Source organism: Pseudomonas sp. JQ36 (assembly GCF_053851495.1).
On sequence record NZ_CM132642.1, the window covers coordinates 1,487,919 to 1,507,256 of the forward strand.

General features: G+C 55.9%; 27 protein-coding genes. 21 read left to right on the forward strand and 6 right to left on the reverse strand.

Going from position 1 to position 19,338, the window contains the following annotated elements; genetic code table 11:
• Positions 1-32: 32 nt before the first annotated feature.
• From ACS4NR_RS06610 to ACS4NR_RS06625, 4 genes are all read right to left on the reverse strand, one after another.
• The gene (locus ACS4NR_RS06610) at positions 33-461 is read right to left on the reverse strand and encodes a hypothetical protein (RefSeq protein ID WP_456019454.1); all 429 of its coding nucleotides are present in this window, start codon (positions 459-461) and stop codon (positions 33-35) included.
• 1,272 nt (positions 462-1,733) lie between these two features.
• Positions 1,734-2,198: a Panacea domain-containing protein gene (locus ACS4NR_RS06615; protein ID WP_456019455.1), complete on the reverse strand. Its 465-nt coding sequence runs from the start codon at positions 2,196-2,198 to the stop codon at positions 1,734-1,736.
• A complete protein-coding gene (locus tag ACS4NR_RS06620; protein ID WP_456019456.1) occupies positions 2,195-3,253 on the reverse strand; it encodes a hypothetical protein in 1,059 nt (352 codons plus the stop codon). The genes ACS4NR_RS06615 and ACS4NR_RS06620 overlap by 4 nt, the downstream gene beginning before the upstream one ends.
• 49 nt (positions 3,254-3,302) lie before the next feature.
• Positions 3,303-4,034 (reverse strand): XRE family transcriptional regulator, encoded by a 732-nt coding sequence (locus tag ACS4NR_RS06625; protein WP_456019457.1) that lies wholly within the window; start codon positions 4,032-4,034, stop codon positions 3,303-3,305.
• 87 nt (positions 4,035-4,121) lie between these two features.
• On the opposite strand from ACS4NR_RS06625, the gene ACS4NR_RS06630 reads away from it, so the two are divergent.
• The 15 genes from ACS4NR_RS06630 (at position 4,122) to ACS4NR_RS06700 (ending at position 12,855) form a co-directional block, all read left to right on the forward strand.
• Positions 4,122-4,337 (forward strand): YdaS family helix-turn-helix protein, encoded by a 216-nt coding sequence (locus ACS4NR_RS06630; RefSeq protein WP_456019458.1) that lies wholly within the window; start codon positions 4,122-4,124, stop codon positions 4,335-4,337.
• A gap of 54 nt (positions 4,338-4,391) precedes the next feature.
• Positions 4,392-5,009 carry a hypothetical protein gene (locus tag ACS4NR_RS06635; protein WP_456019459.1) on the forward strand — a complete coding sequence of 206 codons (618 nt, stop codon included), beginning with the start codon at positions 4,392-4,394 and terminating at the stop codon, positions 5,007-5,009.
• A 145-nt stretch (positions 5,010-5,154) separates the two neighbouring features.
• Positions 5,155-5,949 (forward strand): Rha family transcriptional regulator, encoded by a 795-nt coding sequence (locus ACS4NR_RS06640; protein WP_456019460.1) that lies wholly within the window; start codon positions 5,155-5,157, stop codon positions 5,947-5,949.
• Complete coding sequence (locus ACS4NR_RS06645) at positions 5,946-6,872, forward strand: helix-turn-helix domain-containing protein (protein WP_456019461.1); 927 nt, start codon at positions 5,946-5,948, stop codon at positions 6,870-6,872. Before ACS4NR_RS06640 ends, ACS4NR_RS06645 begins: the two co-directional genes overlap by 4 nt.
• Positions 6,859-7,656, forward strand: a complete 798-nt coding sequence (locus tag ACS4NR_RS06650; protein WP_456019462.1) for a hypothetical protein — start codon at positions 6,859-6,861, stop codon at positions 7,654-7,656. Before ACS4NR_RS06645 ends, ACS4NR_RS06650 begins: the two co-directional genes overlap by 14 nt.
• A complete protein-coding gene (locus ACS4NR_RS06655) occupies positions 7,653-7,880 on the forward strand; it encodes a hypothetical protein (RefSeq protein WP_456019463.1) in 228 nt (75 codons plus the stop codon). Before ACS4NR_RS06650 ends, ACS4NR_RS06655 begins: the two co-directional genes overlap by 4 nt.
• Positions 7,873-8,343 carry a hypothetical protein gene (locus ACS4NR_RS06660; protein ID WP_007965021.1) on the forward strand — a complete coding sequence of 157 codons (471 nt, stop codon included), beginning with the start codon at positions 7,873-7,875 and terminating at the stop codon, positions 8,341-8,343. Before ACS4NR_RS06655 ends, ACS4NR_RS06660 begins: the two co-directional genes overlap by 8 nt.
• Positions 8,340-8,945: a recombination protein NinG gene (locus ACS4NR_RS06665; protein ID WP_456019464.1), complete on the forward strand. Its 606-nt coding sequence runs from the start codon at positions 8,340-8,342 to the stop codon at positions 8,943-8,945. The genes ACS4NR_RS06660 and ACS4NR_RS06665 overlap by 4 nt, the downstream gene beginning before the upstream one ends.
• The gene (locus tag ACS4NR_RS06670) at positions 8,942-9,523 is read left to right on the forward strand and encodes a hypothetical protein (RefSeq protein ID WP_456019465.1); all 582 of its coding nucleotides are present in this window, start codon (positions 8,942-8,944) and stop codon (positions 9,521-9,523) included. Before ACS4NR_RS06665 ends, ACS4NR_RS06670 begins: the two co-directional genes overlap by 4 nt.
• A 4-nt stretch (positions 9,524-9,527) precedes the next feature.
• A complete protein-coding gene (locus tag ACS4NR_RS06675; protein WP_456019466.1) occupies positions 9,528-10,121 on the forward strand; it encodes a hypothetical protein in 594 nt (197 codons plus the stop codon).
• A 281-nt stretch (positions 10,122-10,402) separates the two neighbouring features.
• Positions 10,403-10,591, forward strand: coding sequence for a Com family DNA-binding transcriptional regulator (locus ACS4NR_RS06680; RefSeq protein ID WP_456020363.1), 189 nt, complete (start codon positions 10,403-10,405; stop codon positions 10,589-10,591).
• 12 nt (positions 10,592-10,603) lie between these two features.
• Positions 10,604-10,924: a hypothetical protein gene (locus ACS4NR_RS06685; protein WP_456019467.1), complete on the forward strand. Its 321-nt coding sequence runs from the start codon at positions 10,604-10,606 to the stop codon at positions 10,922-10,924.
• Positions 10,925-11,061: 137 nt separating this feature from the next.
• Positions 11,062-11,934, forward strand: a complete 873-nt coding sequence (locus ACS4NR_RS06690) for a putidacin L1 family lectin-like bacteriocin (RefSeq protein ID WP_456019468.1) — start codon at positions 11,062-11,064, stop codon at positions 11,932-11,934.
• Between the two features lie 235 nt (positions 11,935-12,169).
• On the forward strand, positions 12,170-12,508 hold the full coding sequence (locus tag ACS4NR_RS06695) for a hypothetical protein (protein ID WP_025110102.1): 339 nt from the start codon (positions 12,170-12,172) through the stop codon (positions 12,506-12,508).
• Positions 12,505-12,855: a hypothetical protein gene (locus ACS4NR_RS06700; RefSeq protein WP_456019469.1), complete on the forward strand. Its 351-nt coding sequence runs from the start codon at positions 12,505-12,507 to the stop codon at positions 12,853-12,855. The genes ACS4NR_RS06695 and ACS4NR_RS06700 overlap by 4 nt, the downstream gene beginning before the upstream one ends.
• A 58-nt stretch (positions 12,856-12,913) precedes the next feature.
• Here ACS4NR_RS06700 and ACS4NR_RS06705 read toward each other — a convergent pair whose 3' ends face one another.
• Positions 12,914-13,342, reverse strand: a complete 429-nt coding sequence (locus ACS4NR_RS06705) for a hypothetical protein (protein WP_456019470.1) — start codon at positions 13,340-13,342, stop codon at positions 12,914-12,916.
• A 99-nt stretch (positions 13,343-13,441) separates the two neighbouring features.
• Between ACS4NR_RS06705 and ACS4NR_RS06710 the strand changes: the two genes are divergently transcribed.
• Complete coding sequence (locus ACS4NR_RS06710) at positions 13,442-13,696, forward strand: hypothetical protein (RefSeq protein WP_456019471.1); 255 nt, start codon at positions 13,442-13,444, stop codon at positions 13,694-13,696.
• Between the two features lie 35 nt (positions 13,697-13,731).
• On the opposite strand, the gene ACS4NR_RS06715 is transcribed toward ACS4NR_RS06710, so the two are convergent.
• Positions 13,732-14,115 carry a hypothetical protein gene (locus ACS4NR_RS06715; RefSeq protein WP_456019472.1) on the reverse strand — a complete coding sequence of 128 codons (384 nt, stop codon included), beginning with the start codon at positions 14,113-14,115 and terminating at the stop codon, positions 13,732-13,734.
• A gap of 96 nt (positions 14,116-14,211) precedes the next feature.
• On the opposite strand from ACS4NR_RS06715, the gene ACS4NR_RS06720 reads away from it, so the two are divergent.
• Genes ACS4NR_RS06720 through ACS4NR_RS06740 form a run of 5 tightly spaced genes read left to right on the forward strand, consistent with a single transcriptional unit; the run spans position 14,212 to position 19,323 of the window.
• Positions 14,212-14,811: a hypothetical protein gene (locus tag ACS4NR_RS06720; RefSeq protein WP_456019473.1), complete on the forward strand. Its 600-nt coding sequence runs from the start codon at positions 14,212-14,214 to the stop codon at positions 14,809-14,811.
• Position 14,812: 1 nt separating this feature from the next.
• Positions 14,813-16,303 carry a terminase gene (locus tag ACS4NR_RS06725; RefSeq protein WP_456019474.1) on the forward strand — a complete coding sequence of 497 codons (1,491 nt, stop codon included), beginning with the start codon at positions 14,813-14,815 and terminating at the stop codon, positions 16,301-16,303.
• Entirely contained in the window at positions 16,303-17,763 is a 1,461-nt protein-coding gene (locus tag ACS4NR_RS06730) for a DUF4055 domain-containing protein (protein WP_456019475.1), read from the forward strand. The genes ACS4NR_RS06725 and ACS4NR_RS06730 overlap by 1 nt, the downstream gene beginning before the upstream one ends.
• Complete coding sequence (locus ACS4NR_RS06735; protein ID WP_456019476.1) at positions 17,717-18,793, forward strand: minor capsid protein; 1,077 nt, start codon at positions 17,717-17,719, stop codon at positions 18,791-18,793. The genes ACS4NR_RS06730 and ACS4NR_RS06735 overlap by 47 nt, the downstream gene beginning before the upstream one ends.
• 8 nt (positions 18,794-18,801) lie before the next feature.
• On the forward strand, positions 18,802-19,323 hold the full coding sequence (locus ACS4NR_RS06740) for a DnaT-like ssDNA-binding protein (RefSeq protein WP_456019477.1): 522 nt from the start codon (positions 18,802-18,804) through the stop codon (positions 19,321-19,323).
• The last annotated feature ends 15 nt before the right edge of the window (positions 19,324-19,338 follow it).

Sequence of the window (19,338 nt, forward strand, 5' to 3'; positions counted from 1 at the left end):
GCCCGCGAGAGAGGCGGGCTTTGGGGATGGCTTCAGAGGCAGTCGGACTTGCCTATCTGAAACTCGACTATCGGTGAGCTGGTTGAATCTTTGTAGAGGAGGTCAATGGAAAGCCCCGATTTCACGAACTGCCCTAAACCTTTTTCATTACAGAATGCAGAAGCTGCAAGCGCTCTTGCGTCCTTGGTGAATTCATCAGAATCCATTTCGTCTTTCGTAACTTTTGTGAGTGTGTAAGAGATACGCATGACCTCATCGCTGTAGGTCACAGAATCGACGCGGGTTGAATCGTCGGATACTTTTCCGGACTGGACACTCATGATGAGCGCGAGCCCCTTGAGTTGGCGCTCCCGCTCCTGCTTTTTCTCTTCCGGGCCAGATTTTGCGTGCCATACCTGTACCAAGATAAAGAGCAAGGTCATTGCCGAAAAAAATATGATGATTCCGCGACTCTGTTTCAATTGAGATTACCGTAGCAAAAGGCCATTACTCATTTGACCATGCCGGTAGCACCATCTCAAGTCGGAGGAGTTGCGTCATTGATCCCCCAAAAAGCCCGACTGCAGCTATCCGTTCCGGTGAGTGTCTCTTGGCGTAGAGGGGAATCGCGCGCGGGTTGGGCGGAAGGGAAAGCGGTGTAGCGGGGCTGTGGGGCCGGCGGTGGCGTCTTAGTCCGAGCCGCCGGCAACGAGCATGGTTACTCTACGATGCAAATCCAGCGGTGATTTTGCCGATACGGCGCGCGAGTGAAGTGAACATCTGAAACCAGATTCATGCCTCGCTCTTGGAGCGCTTCGGTCAGTTGTACGAGTGTCTCTGCTTGGATAGTCATTGCTGTCACCTCGTCAGATTTACTGCGTTCATAATTCTTGACCGAGCGGGCAAGTAGCTAATTCAATTTATCTACTCGGTCGATTTGTTCAATCCAAACCGCAGAGCTCTCCCTGACTGTCCCCTTCATTCAAGATTCAGGGCAAGGAGGGCTCTGCGCTTTGGACTGATGCCGCCTCATCGAAGCGGCATCAGTAAATCTATCGGTATTGCTCGCGCCTCCTACCGGGTCATTCGCCAGTTCGGTCAACACCTCGTCCGCCGTCGCAGTTCTGCGCGTTGGTAGCCTTTCGGGGCTATCGGATCGCCGGTCGCCGGTAGTGGCAGCGCGATTTTGTTCACCTGACTTCATCTCGCCCCACAGGTGTGGCCGGGGCTGACCTCCCAGCGTGAGCCGGGTAATCGTTTATGGCGCGGGTTGTTAAAGAACGGCGGGTCCGTAGAGTCCCTTCGCAGAGCAGTACGTCGATGCGATGGATGAAATATAGGCAATCCCATATTTTGTGTCAATGGGTATTCCCATAAAATTATCGCCATGTATTTTCGTGTGGGGAAAGCCCGCGTTCGCGGGGGCCTTGATGTTTGGAGGATTAGCTGATGCACCAAGTCCACAACCCCTGAACGACAGGTTCAGTGATGCCTTCTGTAGATGACAGATTTACTCGATAGCCCGCCATAAATGCAGATCGTACAGTTAAGGTGCTAATTACTCGAGGAGCTGGAGAGTGATGCGACGAAACGATAAAGGTGTCAAAGGAGTCCATTAGCGCTAACACTTTTGGAAGCGTGGTTGCCTACTCAGCAGCGCGCAGTGACAGCTGAAGGAGTTGAAGATAGGGCGGAGTAAAAAATTGCAAAGCAGTTGCTCACAAAAAACCCGGTGCACTGACCGGGTTTCCTAGTTAATTATTGTTTCGGTATTCTTCCGCCAGCTGTACTAAATCAAAATTTGAATACCGTTCACTATGTGAGACTGGGTATGTAGAGTAAACAAAATCTATAAAATCATTGAAGTACATGTGTTGGGTTCTGTTAATCAGCCAGTCTAAAATGGCTCTGTCCTGCGTGGCAACCCTGATTAACTGTGGATTTCCAGTGAACCTGACAGTTTGTTTGTCTGATCCATAGTTATTTATTTCATTCGCTATCAAGAAATCGCCACGATTGCGGACGGAGTCTACAACATCATCTACGTATGGCCCGTAATGATTAAAAAGCCAGCGTATGTTCGTCATCTGCTGACCACTTTGAACAGAAGAAAACCAATCTGCTAAATAAACTAATTTTGTTAATCTGGCTTTGGATAGCTCGCTAGGATATGGATACATTACGCAAAGGTAAGCTATCAGATTTTGTAAGTGGTTCATTGCATGCCTCCACCCATTTGCTCTAGAAATTCACTTTCCACACTTTCGGGTTTGTTTCTTACTTTTAGTTTGCCTTCGCGATTTAAATTAAGCCCGTCTCGGAAATACTTTGATAGTATATCTTGGTTTCCCTCGCAGTGTCTTTTTATTTTTGTTATAAGGTCGCCGTTATGTCGATCAAAAAAGTCTTGAGATGTGCTTTCAAATACGATAACCCCGGAATGGGTACCTGCGTCGGAAACGGCAAGCGCGACTATTCGACAGCTTTTCATTCTGAAGCTATTTACAAGGGCTGCATCAAATTTATAAGTTTCAATAAGGTAGTTGAAATAATCTTCGTTGTCCGCCAGATCGTATGTCGGGCAGTTACTTTCAATACATTCAGCATGCTCCCAAGCGATGCTTGTGGCGCCTTCGTCAATTGCAAACTTTTGCCTGTTGACTTTGTTGTATTTTGGATTTTTGGAGTATCTGGCGAGAAGGTTGAATGTATTATCCATCTCGTAATACATTGTTATTCTGTCCGTTGTACCTAACTCAAGTTGCATAGAAAGATTTATCAAATGATTCTTTACAATTGCTGTGTTTAGTTGTCTCAGCTCTGCGTTAAGAAGCTCTTTGTCTTCTAGGCTTGACTTTAGTGCCGATTCTGAAGCATTTAATTTTCTAGCTATCTCTTCTTTGGCTGCGTTCAGTGTCGCTATTCTGTTGTCTAGTTCTATTATTTTGGATTGTTGTTTGTTTTGGTCTTTATAAGTTCCGGTGGCGCCTATACCTAAAAGTGCAATTCCAAAAATAAAAGACATGTAAGGGTTGAAGATTAAAGCGAGGGCTACTCTCAGATACTCCGGTTGAATGGGGCTAAATGTTTTTGAAAAATCCCATCCGCCAACAAAACCACCGCCTAAGCCTAGCAGTACAGTTCCCACCGTCGCCATAACTATGTAGGAGGCTTCGTCACCAAGCAGCCCCATATGAGATAAGTTTTTTGATGTTCCTAAAAAACCTTTCTCGTTTAATAAGTTATTTAACCAACTTTTCTTGATTCCATTCATGCCTGTGAATTCCTAATTCTGTCCGCAGTAGAGATAAATGAAATATTACCTACCGTGAGTACATTGCCCACCAGAAAACATGTCCGAGGATTGAGATCTGCTGTTCCTGGATCTGCTGGAACGTGTAATCCTCGTCCGGGTGCTCGTCACGGTTGAAGCTGCGCAGGCGAATGCCGATCGGGATCCGGTAAACCTGCTTCACTCGGAGTTGGCCGTTGTGGTTGATTGCGTACATTTCGCCATCAACGATATCGCTCAGGGAGTTCTTGCCGACGTTCACGCCTACCGTGGCGCCGTCGCGCAGCACGGGCACCATGCTGTTGCCGCCGACCTTCACACACTTCGCGTTGCTGAACTGAACGCCGTTATGGCGCAGATCCTTCTTGTTGAAGCGTAGGCGCGAGTTGGCGTTTTCCTCAATGGCAAATCTGCCAGATCCGGCCGCCAGTTCGACTTCATGGAGGAAGGGGACGTAGACCTCATCGTCATCAAGCGGCGTTTCGTCGTCCCAGGTTTCGATGGTGCCGAGTTTCACGCTGGGCTGGATACGTTCAGCTTGATGATCAGGCACTGCCTTGAGCATGTCACCGACACCTTCAGCCAGCCACATCGGGGACACGCCACATACAGAGGCGATCTGAGCGGCGAAGGCTGTAGCCTTCGATTTCCCTCTCTCTAAATCCGAGATAGAGGTCTGTGTGAGTCCGGCACGCTCTGCAAGCTCAGTCTGATTGAGCTTTGCGTGGCGACGGGCTGCTTTGAGTCGGTCTTTAAATTCCATCCGCGAAGTATTACGGGTGCTCCCATATTCTTGCAAATCGGTATTCCCATAATTTACTATATGGGTATTCCCGTATGGAGGGGCATCATGAACGCAATTTACAAGGGCCTCGTTGACTACTTCGGCACCCAGGAGGCCACCGCCGAAAAGCTCAAGGTTGATCAAAGCACCGTCTCCGGTTGGGTTCGGGGGAAGCACGGCATGTCTCCGGTTATTGCCAAGCGAGCGGAAGCGCTGACCGGAGGTACTTTCAAAAAAGAAAACCTGTGCCCGTCGTTTCCTTGGGCCGAGATGGCCGCCTAAGCGAAATCCCTGTCCGCCAATCCGTTGAAGCCAGATTAGAAGAGAGCAGTCCCCATGGAAACGTCCAGTCCAAGACACACCGCGCAAACCCGAGACCAGGTTCTGGTGGCGCACGCAGCAAATCAGATCGCCCGTACCAGCCTGAGCCAGGATGACTTTGCCCAGACCTTGAGCCGGGAGATCTACGTGCGCGTCCCTGAGGCGAAGATCAAGGACGCCAAGGTTCCAGACTTCGCTGAGCTGGCACGCCTGAACGACGTCAGCGAATTCGTTAAGGCGACAGGCCGCTGGTTAAAGCGCGTGCAGCGCTGGCTCTCGGGCGATCAGGAAATGCCGTCTTGGTTGGAAGAGGCCTGGGTGAATGCACTGGAGCCTGAGTTTCGCGACAACTGCATCAATGAGCTGGCTGGCCGCCACGGCTTGACCGGCGCCCGCCAAATGCATAGCGACCAATGCGCAAACAAAAGCTTCGGTGCGCTGATCCGCGCGCTGGGCGACGTGATCGACACCGGCAGCGAAGTATTTTACGACCAGGTGATGTGCGAAGAGGACCTGCCGCACCTGCCGGCGTTCGCCGAGCAATGCCGTCAGGTTGAAGCGCGGGCAGGGGAGCTTGGCCGGAAGGCTGAAGCACTGATCGCAAAACACCGACCGAATTTGAAGATCGTCTGATTTCCGCGCATGCGCGGAAATCCTGAGTTCACCACCAAAAAAGTGGTCTTTGGGTTCGCACTCTCAAGTAGCAGCCCCAGAAAGCCCAGGCACAAAAAAGCCGACGGTCGAGGTCGGCTGATTCGTAAACTAGAGAGACCCGAGTATGCAGAGCCAACCCAATTCAAGCAATACCCCCAAAAGTGTCGCGACACGTTTTTCGAATTCTGAAAACGTGTCGCAAACAATGTCGTCGGTGGAAATAGTCGAGCTGACCGGAAAGCTGCACAAGAACGTGCTAGCTGACATCCGCTCGATGTTCTCTGAACTGGAAATCGACTCGGCTGAATTTTCAGCCCAGTACAAAGATGGAACAGGGCGCAGTCTTCCGTGCTTCAACCTCGATCGAGAAATGACTGACACTCTGCTGACCGGTTACAGCGCCAAGATGCGTCTGGCAGTTGTCCGCCGGTGGCGCGAACTGGAAGGGCAGATCGGCCAACCCCGCGAATTCTCCCGCATGGATCTCATCCAGCTCGCCTTCGAGGCTGAGCAGCAGCGTCTGCAGCTGTCGATCCAGGTCGAAGCCCAAGCCTCAAAAATCCACTTCATGGAAAACCTTTTCAAGGAAGGGATGACCCATACCCGATTCTGCAAGGGCCTCAATGGGGTCAACGTCATGCAGGTGGGTAAATTCCTCGAGGGCCGGAGCTGGCTCTACAACGAGAGCAAATCCGGCCTGCGCTTCCGCGTGGCGTCCTACGCTCGCGACAAGTACATGACTGAGCACCAGACCGAAATCGCCCTTCACGGCAAAGAGCCATTCATTGCCTTCACGCCGATCTTGCTCAAGAAGGGCGCAGTACGTCTGTACGATCTGTATCTGACCGGCGCACTACCAATGAAGAAGAACTGGGACGGCTTGTTCACTCATGACAAAGTCTTGCGAGGTGCTGCGTGAGCATGGGCCTTATGGTCGCCGCGATGAAGCTTCGCGTTGGCAATCCATTGCGCAAGCTGGTGCTGATCAAGCTGGCGGACAACGCCAGCGACGTAGGCGAGTGCTGGCCTTCCTACCAGCACATCGCCGATCAGTGCGAGATCAGCAAGCGCTCTGTCATGAACCACATTACCGCTCTGTGTGAGGCAGGACTGCTTCGCAAGGAAATCCGAAAGGGTGGTCCGAAGGGCAACTCGTCGAACGTTTACTTCCTTACCCTTGATGGTGGTGCACCTCCTGCACCAGGGGTGGTGCACAAGATTCACCCGGGTAGTGCAGCAGGTTCACCCCCTAGTGAATCTCCTGCACCAGGGGGTAGTGCAGCAGTTGCACCCAGAATCAGTAACTCTCTTGAACCAGTCATGGAACCGGTCATGGAACCAATTGCACCCCCGGCATCCGCCGAGGTTGTGCCGGCTCACTCCCGCAATCTGGTTCTGGTGGTTGATCGAACCGATGCGCCACGGGTCGAGATCCCTGCCGACATGCCGGGCCCCAAAGACCAGTCCTGCAAAACCTTCAAGGTCTGGGCGAACTACGCCATGGCCTATCGCAAGCGCTACAGCACTTGGCCGGTGTGGAACGCCAAGGTCGGTGGCCAGCTCGGCCAACTGGTCGACCGCCTGGGCGCCGATGTTGCTCATCACGTCGCTGCGCACTACCTGAAAACCAGCGATGCCGCCGTTCTGCGCAAGTGTCACAGCCTCAACGAACTGCTGGCCAACGCCGAGAGCTACCACACCCAGTGGGTGACCGGTCAGAGCATTAACGGGACAACCGCACGCCAGATGGAGCGCACCGAGGCGAACGTCTCCGCCGCCGAACAGGCCGCGCAAATGGTTTTGGCGAAGCGCAAAGCAGGGGAGCGCAATGAGTACCTTTGAAATGAACGATCACCAGGTCGCCGGCCTCGCCGCCGCGATCTGCGCCACCGCCGAGGCCATGGGTCAGGAAATGAACCCAGGCACTGCGGCGATGATGGCTGAAGACCTTTGCGCTTACTCGGTGCCCACCGTGAAAGCTGCGCTGAAGGCCTGCCGCTTCGAGGTGAAGGGCAAGCTGGCGATGGCCGACATTCTCCAGCGAGTGCAGGCCGCTGACGGCCGCCCGGGCAAGGACGAAGCATGGGCGATCGCCATGACCACCAACGATGAATTTGAAACCGTGGTGCTGACCGACGAAATCCAGCTCGCGCTGGCTGCGGCGAAACCTGTCCTCGACGCCGGCGACAAGGTCGGGGCGCGCATGGCGTTTAACAGCGCTTACGAGCGCCTGGTGGGGCAAGCCCGGGAGGACGGCAAGGAGGTGAACTGGCATGTGTCTGTCGGCTTCGACGCAAACCGCCGAACACAGGCGATTACCAAGGCATTGCAAATGCAGCGAATCCCACAGGAGCGCGCTCAGCAGTACCTGGCCGACTTGAGTGTCGCGCCGGTCACTGAAGACGGTCGGGCCGTCGTCGCGCTGCTCACCGGCGAGGTAGCACGGCCTTCGCCAAAATTGCGCGAAAAGCTCGCCGCAGTGAAGGACTCGATGCTGGCCATGCGCAAAGTCTCGGACGAGAAAAAAACAGAACTGCGAATTTTGGCAGCCAACGAGCTTGCCGATCGCCGGGCGCTGCTGATTCGGCAGGCCGAACAATTGAAAGCAGGGAGCGCTGCTCAATGAACATCGATAAACAAAAACTCCAGAAATTGCTCTGGGCTGAGGCCGCGTCATACCGCGCTGATTGCGCGAACTGGAAACGTAACACTGAGGCTCTTCAGGACTTCCTCGGCGAAAAGACTGTGGAGGAGGTGGCACTGGAGCTGTTGGCCGAGAACGAACGACTGACGCATCAACTCGGTGAGTTGATCGACGGATTACCCAACAAGGTGGTCGCCCATGGCTGACAAAATCTCCGTGAACTGTCAGGCCAAGCTTTCCGAGGCTATCACCGCTATTAGTGCAATGTACCGCGACAAGAAGTTCGTGGTCGTCTCGCTGCGCCCCGGCAAGGACCGGACGCTGGACCAGAACCGGCTGTGGTTCGCGATGTACAAGCGCATCGCTGAAATGACGCAGATCGGCGACGAGGCGGACGCTCGCCGGTATTGCAAGTTGCACATCGGCGTGCAGATCCTGCTGAACGAAGACGCCGGATTCCAGGCTGAGTGGTACCGGGTGATGCGCCATCTTCCGTACGCAACAAAGCTGGAAATGATGGGGGGCTGCCATTTGTTCGGCCCGGACGGTTTCCCGGTGACCAGTCTTTTCAATCGAGCCCAAGGCGTGGCGTACACCGACCGCATTGTCGCGCGCTTCGCACCGCAGGGTGTGTACTTCGATGATCTTCTGAGCCAGGAGGCTGCATGACGATTGAAAGGAAGCAGCCGCGCCCGAAAAAGTGCTCAGTCAAAACCTGCAGGGCCTTATTCGTCCCGAAGGTGAGCTTTCAGTCTTGGTGCTCGCCGGACTGCGCTGTTGTCATCGCGCGGGACAAGCAGGAGAAGAAGCGCAAGTTGCTGGCCAGCATCGAGCGCCGCGAGATCAAGGTACGCAAAGAGAAGCTGAAGAGCAGGGCGGATCACCTACGCGAAGCCCAAGCTGCTGTGAACGAGTACGTCCGCCTGCGTGACGCACACCTTCCGTGCATCAGCTGCGACTCGATGCCGAATGACAGTGATCTGATTACCGGCAGCCGCTGGGACGCTGGACACTACCGATCCGTTGGCGCCTGTCCGGAGCTGCGCTTCGAGCCGCTGAACATCCACCGCCAGTGCGTGAAGTGCAACCGCAACCTGTCCGGCAACACAGTCGAGTACCGCATCCGGCTGGTGCTGCGCCTCGGCGCCGAAACCGTGGCCTGGCTGGAGGGGCCTCATGAGCCCCGCAAGTACACCGTCGAAGAAATTAAAACCATCAAGGCCGAATATCGGGAAAAGAACAGAGAACTGAAAAAGGGACAGGCAGCATGAAGATCAACTCAGCGCGCCAGGCTTGGCACGACTGCAAATACAACCCGGCCCCCGGCCAAAGCTCTGACGTCGTGCAGCTCGGCGTGGTTGTGCAGAACACCGAACGCGGTCCAACAGCAAATCACGCGGTGCACGGTGCACTGGCTGGGCACATCCAATCGGCAATCGCTCGACTGCATCCCCAGATCCGCGTGTTCGGCGACTTTATGTACGCCGCTGAGCAGAGCGACGACATCCGCGAGGCGGCGGAAGAGGTGGTGTTCCTGATGGTGGTGGGCAAGTCGCCAAGGATGACGGCAGCTAAGCGCGAGAAGCTGGAATACGTGGTGAAGGGCGTGATGCGCCGGTACCGGCACATGCACCAGGGTGGCCAGTCAGCAAATGAAGATCCCTTCACCAACGCTGAGAGGTTCCGGGCTTGGATGTGGCAGTTTTACGGTGTGCGTTTAGAGTCCTGTGCCTGGGGGCGGGACTGGGAGCCTTACATTGCGCGAGTGTTCGAGTGTTGTGAGGACCTTGATAAGATGGCGTTAAGCCCGGTTGCGGCGGTCATTTATCAGATGAAGAAGGCGGCTTGATTTCATGGAAGGATTGCAGTTGGTTGATGTGATAAAAATTGCCGCAGGTAGTGGAGTCGTCGCTGCTTTTGTCACTGCCGGTATAGGTTTTTTTAAGGATCGCTGGCAAAGCAAGGAGCAGCGACGTTTCGAAGCTGAGTTGCAGGCGATTCATCTAATCTCAAAACTGGACGCGCTAGCTGCGCAATGCGCGAGAAATTACTGGGAATTCCACAGTAGCTGGTCTGAATTGCGAGATCGGGAGGGCGGGGGAGTTTATCCTGGTTGTGCGAAGCCAGAGTTCAGTATCGACCCTGATGGGTTGTCGAAAATTGACCGGGAGCTCGCTTGTAGAATTGCCTGGATCGAAAACGATATCAGTCTTGGCTCGGATGGGATTCGTGCGCGATGGGAGGTTTACCTTGATTCCGAGGATGCAGTTGAAGCAGATGCTGATTTGGTGGGGTACTTCGGATATGAAGCCCTGTCAATCTCAAAGCTGCTTAGATCGAAGTACAAGCTCTCTCACCAAGGCGCCCAGTGGGGCATGCCACGAATTGAAGAGCAGCTCAAAGAGTGCTCAGAAAGTGCGAAAAAATTCTTTGAGGAACATGATTGACTTCCCGCACGGCTGAGGGCATGATTTCTACACAGTTAGTATTTTGCCTGCGGCAAGTTACTAAAGAGCCGGCCAGAAAGCCGGTTTTTTTATGCCCGCTAGAAAGCAAAAAGCCCCGACAAGTTCGGGGCTTTTTTATGCGCGGAGACAAAGAGAGGGCGACTCCAAAGGGTGCGGTAACACCCAGTGGAGACGCCAGATCGCAGATGGTGCCTGCAAGCCAGCCAAGGCCCTCACTGCTCGCGCGAGCGGGACGGAGCCTAGCAGAAAACCAAATGGACTTGCAGATGTTAAAAGAATGCAGATGCGGAAAATGCAACAGACTTCTCGCCCGCGCGGGTGAGTTTACCGAGCTCCAGATCAAATGTTCCCGATGCGGGACGTTGAATCATGAGAAGGCCACGAGCCTCGAGCGATCGCCTTTGAGCGACATGAAAGCGGAAATCTCCGCGAACAATCATTCGACTTAAAAGGTGAAAATTATGGAAGTTCAACAAATCGGCGCTAAACACTTTTCCGGTAGTTCGACCGGTGTGGTTCAGATTGTGAATCCCGCTGACAACGTTTCGGGTGTAGTAATTCGGACTGCGGAAATGTCGAGCGGTAGCTATTCGATTTTGTCGGCGGGCACCGTTAAGCCCAACAACGCATTTGATTTCTCGACCCCGATCCTGTTGATGGCAGGCACTACAGCAATTAGTCAGTTGCAATATCCGATCTCTCTACCCGCTGGCCGAGGGCTTTGGATGGCAACCTCGGCTAACGCTGGTACCGTCTTCGTAACTTACGATCTGCTGCCGTAACGAGCGATGGGGGCTGCGTGGGTGGCCCCTTTTCAGAGTCAGAAATCAACAAGGCCCCGAGCCTCTATCCATCGCCTTTGAGCGACATGAGAGCGGAATCCTCCGCGATAAATCATTCGACTAATAGGTGAAAAAAGATGGCACCAAGTGGACCACCACGCGTTCAATTTACAAACAACGGCAGCCCAGTGTTGCCTCCTCGTAACTCAATGAGCCCTGGTCAGTTCTTGGAGTCGCCGAACAAGCGATTCAAACTGATCCTTCAGCCGGATATGAATCTGGCGCTGTATGACAATGGCGCCGTTGTATGGGTTGCCGACTACAACAACCCATATACGACCACCATCCGCAACCCGGTAGCGGCCGTTCCCAACTCGTTTTACATCTTTGAGTCTGGGGTTCTGGTTGACCATACCCGCAGTCGCTGCTGGAGTACTGTAAATAGCACCCCACCCGACAGCGTTGAAGCTGCTGCGTACCGCAACTTTCTCCAGGTGCAGAACGACGGAAATATCGTGATCATCGACTCTCGAGCGATCTGGAACGGTACTCCAGGCATTCCGCTTGATCCGGGTGGCAGCGCATTTCTGTTCGGCGGTCCGTGCGAGCTGACGATGGGGGTACCTTACTTCGCCGGTGATGGTGCATTGATCTTCCAGGGTGATGGTAACGTAGTGAACTACGGGCCGAACTGGAGCGTTCGCTGGGCGAGTTACACTCAAAACAAAGGCGCCGTGAAGGCAGTATTCCAGGCGGATGGCAACTTTGTAGTTTACGCCGCGAATGACGTTCCTCTGTGGAATTCGGGCACCGGTGGCAACCCTGGCGCTACTCTGCGCTTGCAGCCAAATGGCAGCCTTGCAGTTGTTCAGGAAGTACCAGTCTGGGCTCGCTTTGGCTACACCCCGACGATTCGTCGTCGGAAGATCTATTACCCCGACAACACGAGCGCCGAGCATAACGGTACGGACCCATATCCGACCTACGGCCACATCGGCTGGGAGTTTTAACCGCTTTCCACTCGAGCTGGCGGCTTAATGCCTGGCTCTGCCCGCGCAAATGAGGCGGGAGTAGCAAAAGGGTCGTGCCTGTCTGGGCGACCCTCTTACAAGCGAGAAGTCTCGCACCTATTCAAGGCCTCGAAATTGTTCGGGGCTTTTTCGTTTTCGGCTCCCCACACCCATAGCTCTGAGCTGGGAGTGCAGCGGGGCCGACCTATTCACATGCACCCACGGAGTCGAGCGCATGGATTCTTTACACCGCCTGCTCGAGCTCATCGACAGGTTCGGATTGCTGATCGCGGGATTGGTCGGCGCCGTTGTCGCCAGTTGGTGGCACAAGGACGACCTAACGGATTGGCGTGCTTGGATTGTCTTTCTGATTACGGGAGTTGCCTGCTCGATTTATTTGACGAGCATGGTCAGCGCCTATCTGGGCGTAACAGAGCCGAAGATCGTTGCAGGTATCGGCTTCTTGCTTGGGGCATTCGGTGGGTCGCTCCTTGCAGCCATCAACCGTGCAATCAAGTCCGCTGACCTTTGGGCGCTCATTCGCCAGCGGTTCGGGGGAGGCAATCCACCATGAATTTTGAACTGATCAACTCTATCGCCTGCGGCTTGATTGCCTTGTGGGCGACCTGGTGTGTTCTGAGCGGTCGAGTGCGGGACGGCGTCATCGGCAAGCTGATCTATTCGGCGATCGCCATCAGCGGGTTTGTGGTGATGAGCCGGGAGCAGACCATTTTCATGATGGGACCGACCACCGCCGGAATCACGTTGCACGTCTCGCTGGCCCTTGCCGGCATGCGTCACATCCTCATGGTCATCTGGTGGCAGCGGGTGAAGGCCTGGCTGTGCCGAACGCTGAAATGTGAACACTGCCTGAAGGATTGTCGGCACGGTCCTGACGAGGTTGAGCGGCGCAATCGGTAGCCCGTGCACATTCAAGGGCGGGAAACTGATGATGGCTACATAGTCAACCAGAAAGTTCTTAAGCCCGGCCAATGAACTCAGTAACATCATCGTCGGGAAAATCGTATTCCTCTTTTGCCAGAGCTATCTCGCCGTATAGGTGGCTGAGTTTTTCCGCGTCACGACGACTAGCTAGAACTGGCAGGCACGAAAACCCCATTCCATGCATCGTAAGGCTACGATGGCGCCCATCACTAAATTCGAGGGGCTCCCCGTGTTCTGGTAGATGAACCATCGGTATGTGAAGAACCCGGCGGTGATAAATTTCCCGGCGCACATCATGGATACGTTTTGGTATACATCCGTCTGAGACAAATTGCTGCATGGCGAGATTTGCTGCGATTTCGGCATCCAAAATCAGAATGACCTCCTCATCGTCCTCGGTGAAGGTTTCGATAGTGGCGATCCCCGGTAGGCTGAATCTAACCAAGCATTGAATCTTAGACATAGGTCTTCCTTGTGATGAGTTCCAGATTCTACCTCACCGCATTTTCGCATGCGTCGTTCGATGGCGCGCCCAGACTCAGACCCACAACAAGGTGAAGGCATGACTGCAAAGCTCGTTGAGCTCAAGCGTGAGGGATGGCGCGACGCCGCCAAGACCCTGCGCAAGATCGCAGATGACCTCGATGCCGGTGTGCATCCGGAATGCACGGTAGGCGCGCTGACCCTCATGGGGCCGAAAGGCGAGGTTACTGTGTTCGGTCTCGGGCCGAAGTGCGACGACCTGCAGTGCCTGGGTGCGATGCGCCTTGGTGAACACAAGCTGATTGATGTACTGCTTGACGCCGGGGAAGGGTAGGTGTGCCGCAGGTGAATGCGGCACACATTACTTGCTCATCCGACGAGCCGGAACGCCTTTGCGAGGGCCTGGCTCAGTTCGGAGCGCTCCCAGATTCCGGGCATGAACTGGGTTGAGTGCATCGTGATTGTGCCTATATCAATTTCAAACTGACTCTCGGGTGTCTCTGCAATGATCTTTGAGTAGCGCTCCCTGCCTCTAATGACATCATAGCTGGCCGGAAGCTGTACTTTTGATCCAGTCTCAGTGATGGCAAAAACCGCTATCTCGTGCTTCTTTAGGACGATCCCGCATTTGGCGGCCAGCTCTCTTGCTAGCGGTAGATCGCGGTTGTTAGGGGCTGTCATCCCTTCTTCCATTGAGAGGCTCGCTGCAGACAAAACCTGCGCTATGAGCCAGAGGGCGCCGTTGTTATCCATTACCTTTTCTCCTGTGATTGATTATGGCGTTTGCCGGGCTAGGTCTCGCTACGACGGCGCGCAGATGATACTTGCACCAAAAGGGAATACACACTCATGACAACCAAGCAACCCGACTGGGAGGCGATCGAACGAGCCTACCGGGCCGGTTCGCTTTCCATCCGGACCATCGCTGAGCGCCACGGCGTGAGCGACACCGCCATCAGAAAGAAAGCCAAAGCCCTTGGATGGGCGAGAGACCTTTCTGACCAGGTGCGGAAAGAGGTTCGCAGCAAGCTGGTTCGCGGAGAAGTTCGCAACGACCAAGGCGCGAACTGCGAACTCGACGCCGAGATCATCGAAGAGGCGGCAGAGGAAGGCGCCCGGGTGGTTCGCAGTCACCGTCGCGACATTCGCAAGGCGACAATTCTTGCGAACCTGCTGATGGATGATCTGATGACCACCATCCAGCGCCGCGAAGAGATCGAAGACGCGATCGAAGATGAAACCTCCGAAGACAACAACGGCATTCGTCGGGCCTCGATGCTCGCCGCCGTAGCGCTGCCCAGCAATTCCAAAACACTGTTCCAGCTTTCCTCTGCAATGAAGAACCTGCAGGTTCTGGAGCGTCAGGCATTTGGCCTGGACGAGAAGGAGAAGACGGACGACGCCGACGAACTCTCGAAGATGATGGACGAACTATCGAAGGACGCCTGACATGAAGCCCGAGCACATGAAGCTGCTCCGGGATAAGCGTTGGCGGTTGAACAATCTCTACTTCATCACCGACAAGCAGGGCAAGAAAGTCCGCTTCCGCATGACGGACGAGCAGATTGAATACTTCGACGGGATGCACACCCGGAACATCATCCTGAAGGCTCGCCAGCTCGGCTTCACAACTGAGTGCTGCATTATCCAGCTCGACGCCGCTCTGTTCGAATCGGCAAAGTGTGCGCTGATCGCCCACACCCTGAACGACGCCAAGCGCCTGTTCCGGGAGAAGGTGAAGTACGCCTACGACAATCTGCCGAAAGAGATCCGCGCTGCGAACCCTGCGAGCAACGACGCTGCCGGTGAGTTGGTGTTCAGCAAGGGCGGCTCGCTCTACGTCAGCACCTCGTTCCGGGGCGGCACGCTGCGTTACCTGCACGTCTCAGAGTTCGGGAAGATCTGCGCCAAGTTTCCGCACAAGGCGCGCGAGATCGTTACCGGTGCCTTTGAGGCTGTGGCCACCGATTGCTTTGTCACGATTGAATCAACGGCGGAGGGGCGGGCTGGCTACTTCTTCGACTACTCGCAGAGCGCAGAGAAGCAACTGCTGTCCGGTACGCCACTCGGCAAGCTGGACTGGAAGTTCTTCTTCTTCAGCTGGTGGAAGAACAAGGCCTACTGGCTCGACCCGGCCGAAGCGGTCATTCCGCAGCGACTGACCGACTACTTCAACGAGCTGTTCGCCAAGCACGGCATTGACACCAACCCCGGCCAGCGCGCCTGGTACGCCGCCAAGGAGAAGACTCTCGGCGACGACATGAAGCGGGAATACCCGTCGATCCCGGCCGAAGCCTTCCAGCAATCGATTGAGGGCGCTTATTACGCCCAGCAGTTCACCAAGCTGTATGCCGCTCAGCGCATCGGCACGCTGCCAGACAACAGTCATCTGCCGGTTCACACGATTTGGGATATCGGCGTCGGCGACTCCACGGCCATTTGGTTCGTTCGGATTGTCGGCGAGGAATACCACGTCATCGACTTCTACGAGAACAGCGGAGAAGGCCTGCGGCATTACATGAAGGTGCTCAAGGATCGCAAGTACACCTATGGCGATCACTGGGGGCCGCACGACATCGACAACCGCGAATTCGGCAGCGACGGCAAGACCCGCCGCGAACTGGCCCGTGAGGGTTACGAGATCGACGGGCAGAAATACAGCCTCAAGTTCAGCGTAGTTCCGAAGCTTGGCATCGACGAAGGCATTGAGCAGGTGCGGGAGATCCTTCCGGCCTGCGCCTTCGATGAGTCTAGGTGCGAACTGGGTATTTCCTGCCTGGAGAACTACCGCAAGGAGTGGGACGACAAGCGAGGCTGCTGGAAAGACAAACCACTTCACGACTGGTCATCGCACGGCGCGGATGCCTTCCGCTACTTCGCCGTCTCGATGGGCCGACGCAAACGCACAGGCGGAACACGCCGAATTGGAGGCTTGGCCTGATGCCAGTGCAATCTACAAACCCCGACTACGACGCGCACATTGCCGAGTGGGAGATGATGGACGACGCGCTCGAGGGTGAGTGCGCCGTCAAGCGCAACGAGCGCAATCTGCCAAAGCCGAGCGGCATGGTCGAAGCTGAGAAGCTCGACGCCGCCGGTAACAAGTACCTTTACGCGAACTACACGGCCCGGGCTCAGTACGAACACTGGGTGCGCGACTCTCTGCGCTCGATGATGGGGTTGGTGTCTCGGTTGATGCCGGAGATCGAACTGCCCGCAGGTTTGAAAGGGTTGGAGGACAACGCTACGGCGGACGGCTTCGGTCTGAAGCAGCTTTTCTTCCGCATGGTGCGCCAGGCCATCTCGCACGGTCGGGTGCCGCTGGTGGTGAACATCGATGGGCGCGGCGAGCCGTATTTCTCGACGTATGCCACGCGCAACGCCATCAACTGGGACACCGCAGATCAGAGCGGCCGGCAGGATCTGGTCCTTTCGGTGTTCCGCGAGTTTCGCAAGAAGGGCGGCGATCGCTACAGTCACGACTGCGACACTGTTTTCCGTGAGTTCTTCATGAAAGACAGTGTCTGCCACACCGCGGTGCGTAATGAGGGCGGCGAGCTCGTCGAGGGCGAGAAGCCCTTGGGCACCACCGGCACGGACAACCGGCTGGTCAAAGGTTTGCCGTACCTTCCGGTGATCTACTGCGGCTCGACCGACAACTCGCCGGACGTCGACGAGGTGCCGCTGCTGACCATGGCGCGGGCCGCGTTGAAGTCGTATCAGCTGAGTGCCGACTACTTCACCGCGCTGCACCAAACCAGCCATCCGCAGCCGTGGGTATCCGGCCTCGATGACTCCGTAGAGCTCAGCGTGACGGGGCCATCAGCGGCATGGGATCTTGGCCCCAGCGGACAGTGCGGCTATCTGGAGTTCCAGGGTGCAGGCGTCGAGGCTGTTCGCAAGGCCATGGATGCCCAGAAGAACGCCGCGCTTGAGGCTGGTGCCAAAGTAATGGACGTGGGCGGAACTGAGTCGGGTGAGGCGCGCAAGACACGCCAGAACGATCAGCACGCCACGCTGCACAGCATTGTCGTTACGGTGGGAGAGGCGGTGGAGCAGGGGCTGCGGTACGCAGCTGAGTGGAAGGGCTACGACCCGAAGCAGGTCAAGTTCAAGGTAAGTCCTGAGTTCGTGACCTCGGTGGTCGACGCCCAGGTGCTCGCCGAACTGCTGAAAGGTGTGATGGCCGGAACGATCAGCGCCGATACCTACTGGCATTACCTCACCACCGGCAAGCTGCCGGACCGCCCATACGAAGACGAAGCCGACCTGATCAGCGATGAGCGCGAGTCGGCCGGCATCAACCTGGATAAAGACGATGCCATCGACAAACCAGGCGCAGGCAGACAGCCAAATGCTGGAGCAGACGACGCGCCACTCGGTAATGCTGGAGCGGCTTAAGGCCGGCGAGGTCAAGAAGTTCGAGAAGTACCTTCGCCAGATCGACACGCTCGTGCGGGTGCAGTTGACCCGCAAGGAGCTGACCACCTACAGCCGAGACCGCCTTGAGCAGATCCTGACTCGGGTGGACGGCAAGCTGCTGGATATCTACAAGGCCTACGGCGACCTTGTGCAGGCCGATCTGGTCGACATCGCGCTGTACGAGTCGACCTTCGAGGCAAAAAGCCTGAGCAACGCGCTGTCAATTGACGCGGTCGTCCCGACCAACGCCGTGATCCGAGCGGCGGTGTTCTCCTATCCGCTGCAGGTGAAGGGAATCGATGGCGGCAAGCTGCTGAAGAGCTTCGTCAGTGGCTGGACGCGGACTGAGACGATGCGGGTCACGAACACTATCCGGCTTGGCTTCGGCCAAGGCCAGACCAACGCTCAGATCATCCAGGCTATCCGCGGCACCGCGGCGCAGAACTTCACGGACGGTGTCTTGGCGGTGAGTAACCGCAACGCCGCCTCTGTGGTGCAGACTGCGATCCAACATGTGGCCACCACGGCCCGGATGGAAACGCTGAAGGCCAACAGCGATGTGGTGCTGGGCTATCGTTGGGTGTCGACGCTCGACCGCAAGACCTCGCAGCAGTGCAAGGGCCTGGACGGCATGCGCTTCGATCTGGGTAAAGGGCCGCTGCCGCCGGCGCACATCAACTGCCGGTCGACTACGGTGCCGACCACCAGGCTTTCGGAGATGTTTGCCAAGGGCGCCACGCGCGCATCGGTAGGCGCCAACGGCGGAACACAGGTCAGCGCAAGCCTGAATTATTACGAATGGCTGGCAACGCAGCCGGCGAACTTTCAGGATCATGCGCTCGGCCCGGTACGGGCCAAGTTGTTTCGCGATGGCGGCCTGACGCCTGAGAAGTTCGCCAAGCTGCAGCTCGACAAGTCGTTCAAGCCGCTGACCTTGGCGCAATTGAAAGATGCAGAGCCAGACATGTTCATCCGAGCAGGCGTTACACTCGGCGCTCAACCAGGCTGAGATACCGCATGCAGATCATCGTTGAGGACGGGAAGGGAAGGCCGGACGCGAATAGCTTCGTGCCGCTGGAGAAGCTGACCTTCTACCGCGACTACTACGGTTTCCGGATCCCTGAAGCTGAGGCCGATCAAGTCGAACTGCTGCTGCGCGCCGCAGCTGATATCAACGCTCGTCAATGGAAGGGCAGCAAGGCCAATCCCGATCAGGCTATGGCCTGGCCCCGGCGTGACTGCAAGATCGAATACCAGACGCTCTCCGAGACATTCGTGCCCTTTGAGCTTGAATGGGGCCAGGTACGGCTGGCCGTCGAGCTATACGCTGTCGAACAGGGCTTCCTGATCGAGGAGCCGACGCATTGCACTGAGCCGAATGGCCGGCGCACGCGGCTCAACCGAGATACGCCAGGCTTTCGCATGCGGCCGCCGCCATACGCGCCGAGCAGGGCGCAATTCGCTGATTTCTTGCTGACACGAGGGTTACGATTAGTGTGGTGGCGCAATGATGGTAAGAGCTTCAGTGGCCTGATATAAAGCTCCCTTCCAAAA

Bases quoted from the DNA above. Each gene is read 5' to 3' on its own strand.
- ACS4NR_RS06615 (WP_456019455.1), bottom strand. From the start codon at position 2,198: ATGAACCACTTACAAAATCTGATAGCTTACCTTTGCGTAATGTATCCA.
- ACS4NR_RS06620 (WP_456019456.1), bottom strand. From the start codon at position 3,253: ATGAATGGAATCAAGAAAAGTTGGTTAAATAACTTATTAAACGAGAAA.
- ACS4NR_RS06625 (WP_456019457.1), bottom strand. From the start codon at position 4,034: ATGGAATTTAAAGACCGACTCAAAGCAGCCCGTCGCCACGCAAAGCTC.
- ACS4NR_RS06630 (WP_456019458.1), top strand. From the start codon at position 4,122: ATGAACGCAATTTACAAGGGCCTCGTTGACTACTTCGGCACCCAGGAG.
- ACS4NR_RS06635 (WP_456019459.1), top strand. From the start codon at position 4,392: ATGGAAACGTCCAGTCCAAGACACACCGCGCAAACCCGAGACCAGGTT.
- ACS4NR_RS06640 (WP_456019460.1), top strand. From the start codon at position 5,155: ATGCAGAGCCAACCCAATTCAAGCAATACCCCCAAAAGTGTCGCGACA.
- ACS4NR_RS06650 (WP_456019462.1), top strand. From the start codon at position 6,859: ATGAGTACCTTTGAAATGAACGATCACCAGGTCGCCGGCCTCGCCGCC.
- ACS4NR_RS06655 (WP_456019463.1), top strand. From the start codon at position 7,653: ATGAACATCGATAAACAAAAACTCCAGAAATTGCTCTGGGCTGAGGCC.
- ACS4NR_RS06660 (WP_007965021.1), top strand. From the start codon at position 7,873: ATGGCTGACAAAATCTCCGTGAACTGTCAGGCCAAGCTTTCCGAGGCT.
- ACS4NR_RS06665 (WP_456019464.1), top strand. From the start codon at position 8,340: ATGACGATTGAAAGGAAGCAGCCGCGCCCGAAAAAGTGCTCAGTCAAA.
- ACS4NR_RS06670 (WP_456019465.1), top strand. From the start codon at position 8,942: ATGAAGATCAACTCAGCGCGCCAGGCTTGGCACGACTGCAAATACAAC.
- ACS4NR_RS06675 (WP_456019466.1), top strand. From the start codon at position 9,528: ATGGAAGGATTGCAGTTGGTTGATGTGATAAAAATTGCCGCAGGTAGT.
- ACS4NR_RS06685 (WP_456019467.1), top strand. From the start codon at position 10,604: ATGGAAGTTCAACAAATCGGCGCTAAACACTTTTCCGGTAGTTCGACC.
- ACS4NR_RS06690 (WP_456019468.1), top strand. From the start codon at position 11,062: ATGGCACCAAGTGGACCACCACGCGTTCAATTTACAAACAACGGCAGC.
- ACS4NR_RS06695 (WP_025110102.1), top strand. From the start codon at position 12,170: ATGGATTCTTTACACCGCCTGCTCGAGCTCATCGACAGGTTCGGATTG.
- ACS4NR_RS06700 (WP_456019469.1), top strand. From the start codon at position 12,505: ATGAATTTTGAACTGATCAACTCTATCGCCTGCGGCTTGATTGCCTTG.
- ACS4NR_RS06705 (WP_456019470.1), bottom strand. From the start codon at position 13,342: ATGTCTAAGATTCAATGCTTGGTTAGATTCAGCCTACCGGGGATCGCC.
- ACS4NR_RS06710 (WP_456019471.1), top strand. From the start codon at position 13,442: ATGACTGCAAAGCTCGTTGAGCTCAAGCGTGAGGGATGGCGCGACGCC.
- ACS4NR_RS06715 (WP_456019472.1), bottom strand. From the start codon at position 14,115: ATGGATAACAACGGCGCCCTCTGGCTCATAGCGCAGGTTTTGTCTGCA.
- ACS4NR_RS06720 (WP_456019473.1), top strand. From the start codon at position 14,212: ATGACAACCAAGCAACCCGACTGGGAGGCGATCGAACGAGCCTACCGG.
- ACS4NR_RS06725 (WP_456019474.1), top strand. From the start codon at position 14,813: ATGAAGCCCGAGCACATGAAGCTGCTCCGGGATAAGCGTTGGCGGTTG.
- ACS4NR_RS06730 (WP_456019475.1), top strand. From the start codon at position 16,303: ATGCCAGTGCAATCTACAAACCCCGACTACGACGCGCACATTGCCGAG.
- ACS4NR_RS06735 (WP_456019476.1), top strand. From the start codon at position 17,717: ATGCTGGAGCAGACGACGCGCCACTCGGTAATGCTGGAGCGGCTTAAG.
- ACS4NR_RS06740 (WP_456019477.1), top strand. From the start codon at position 18,802: ATGCAGATCATCGTTGAGGACGGGAAGGGAAGGCCGGACGCGAATAGC.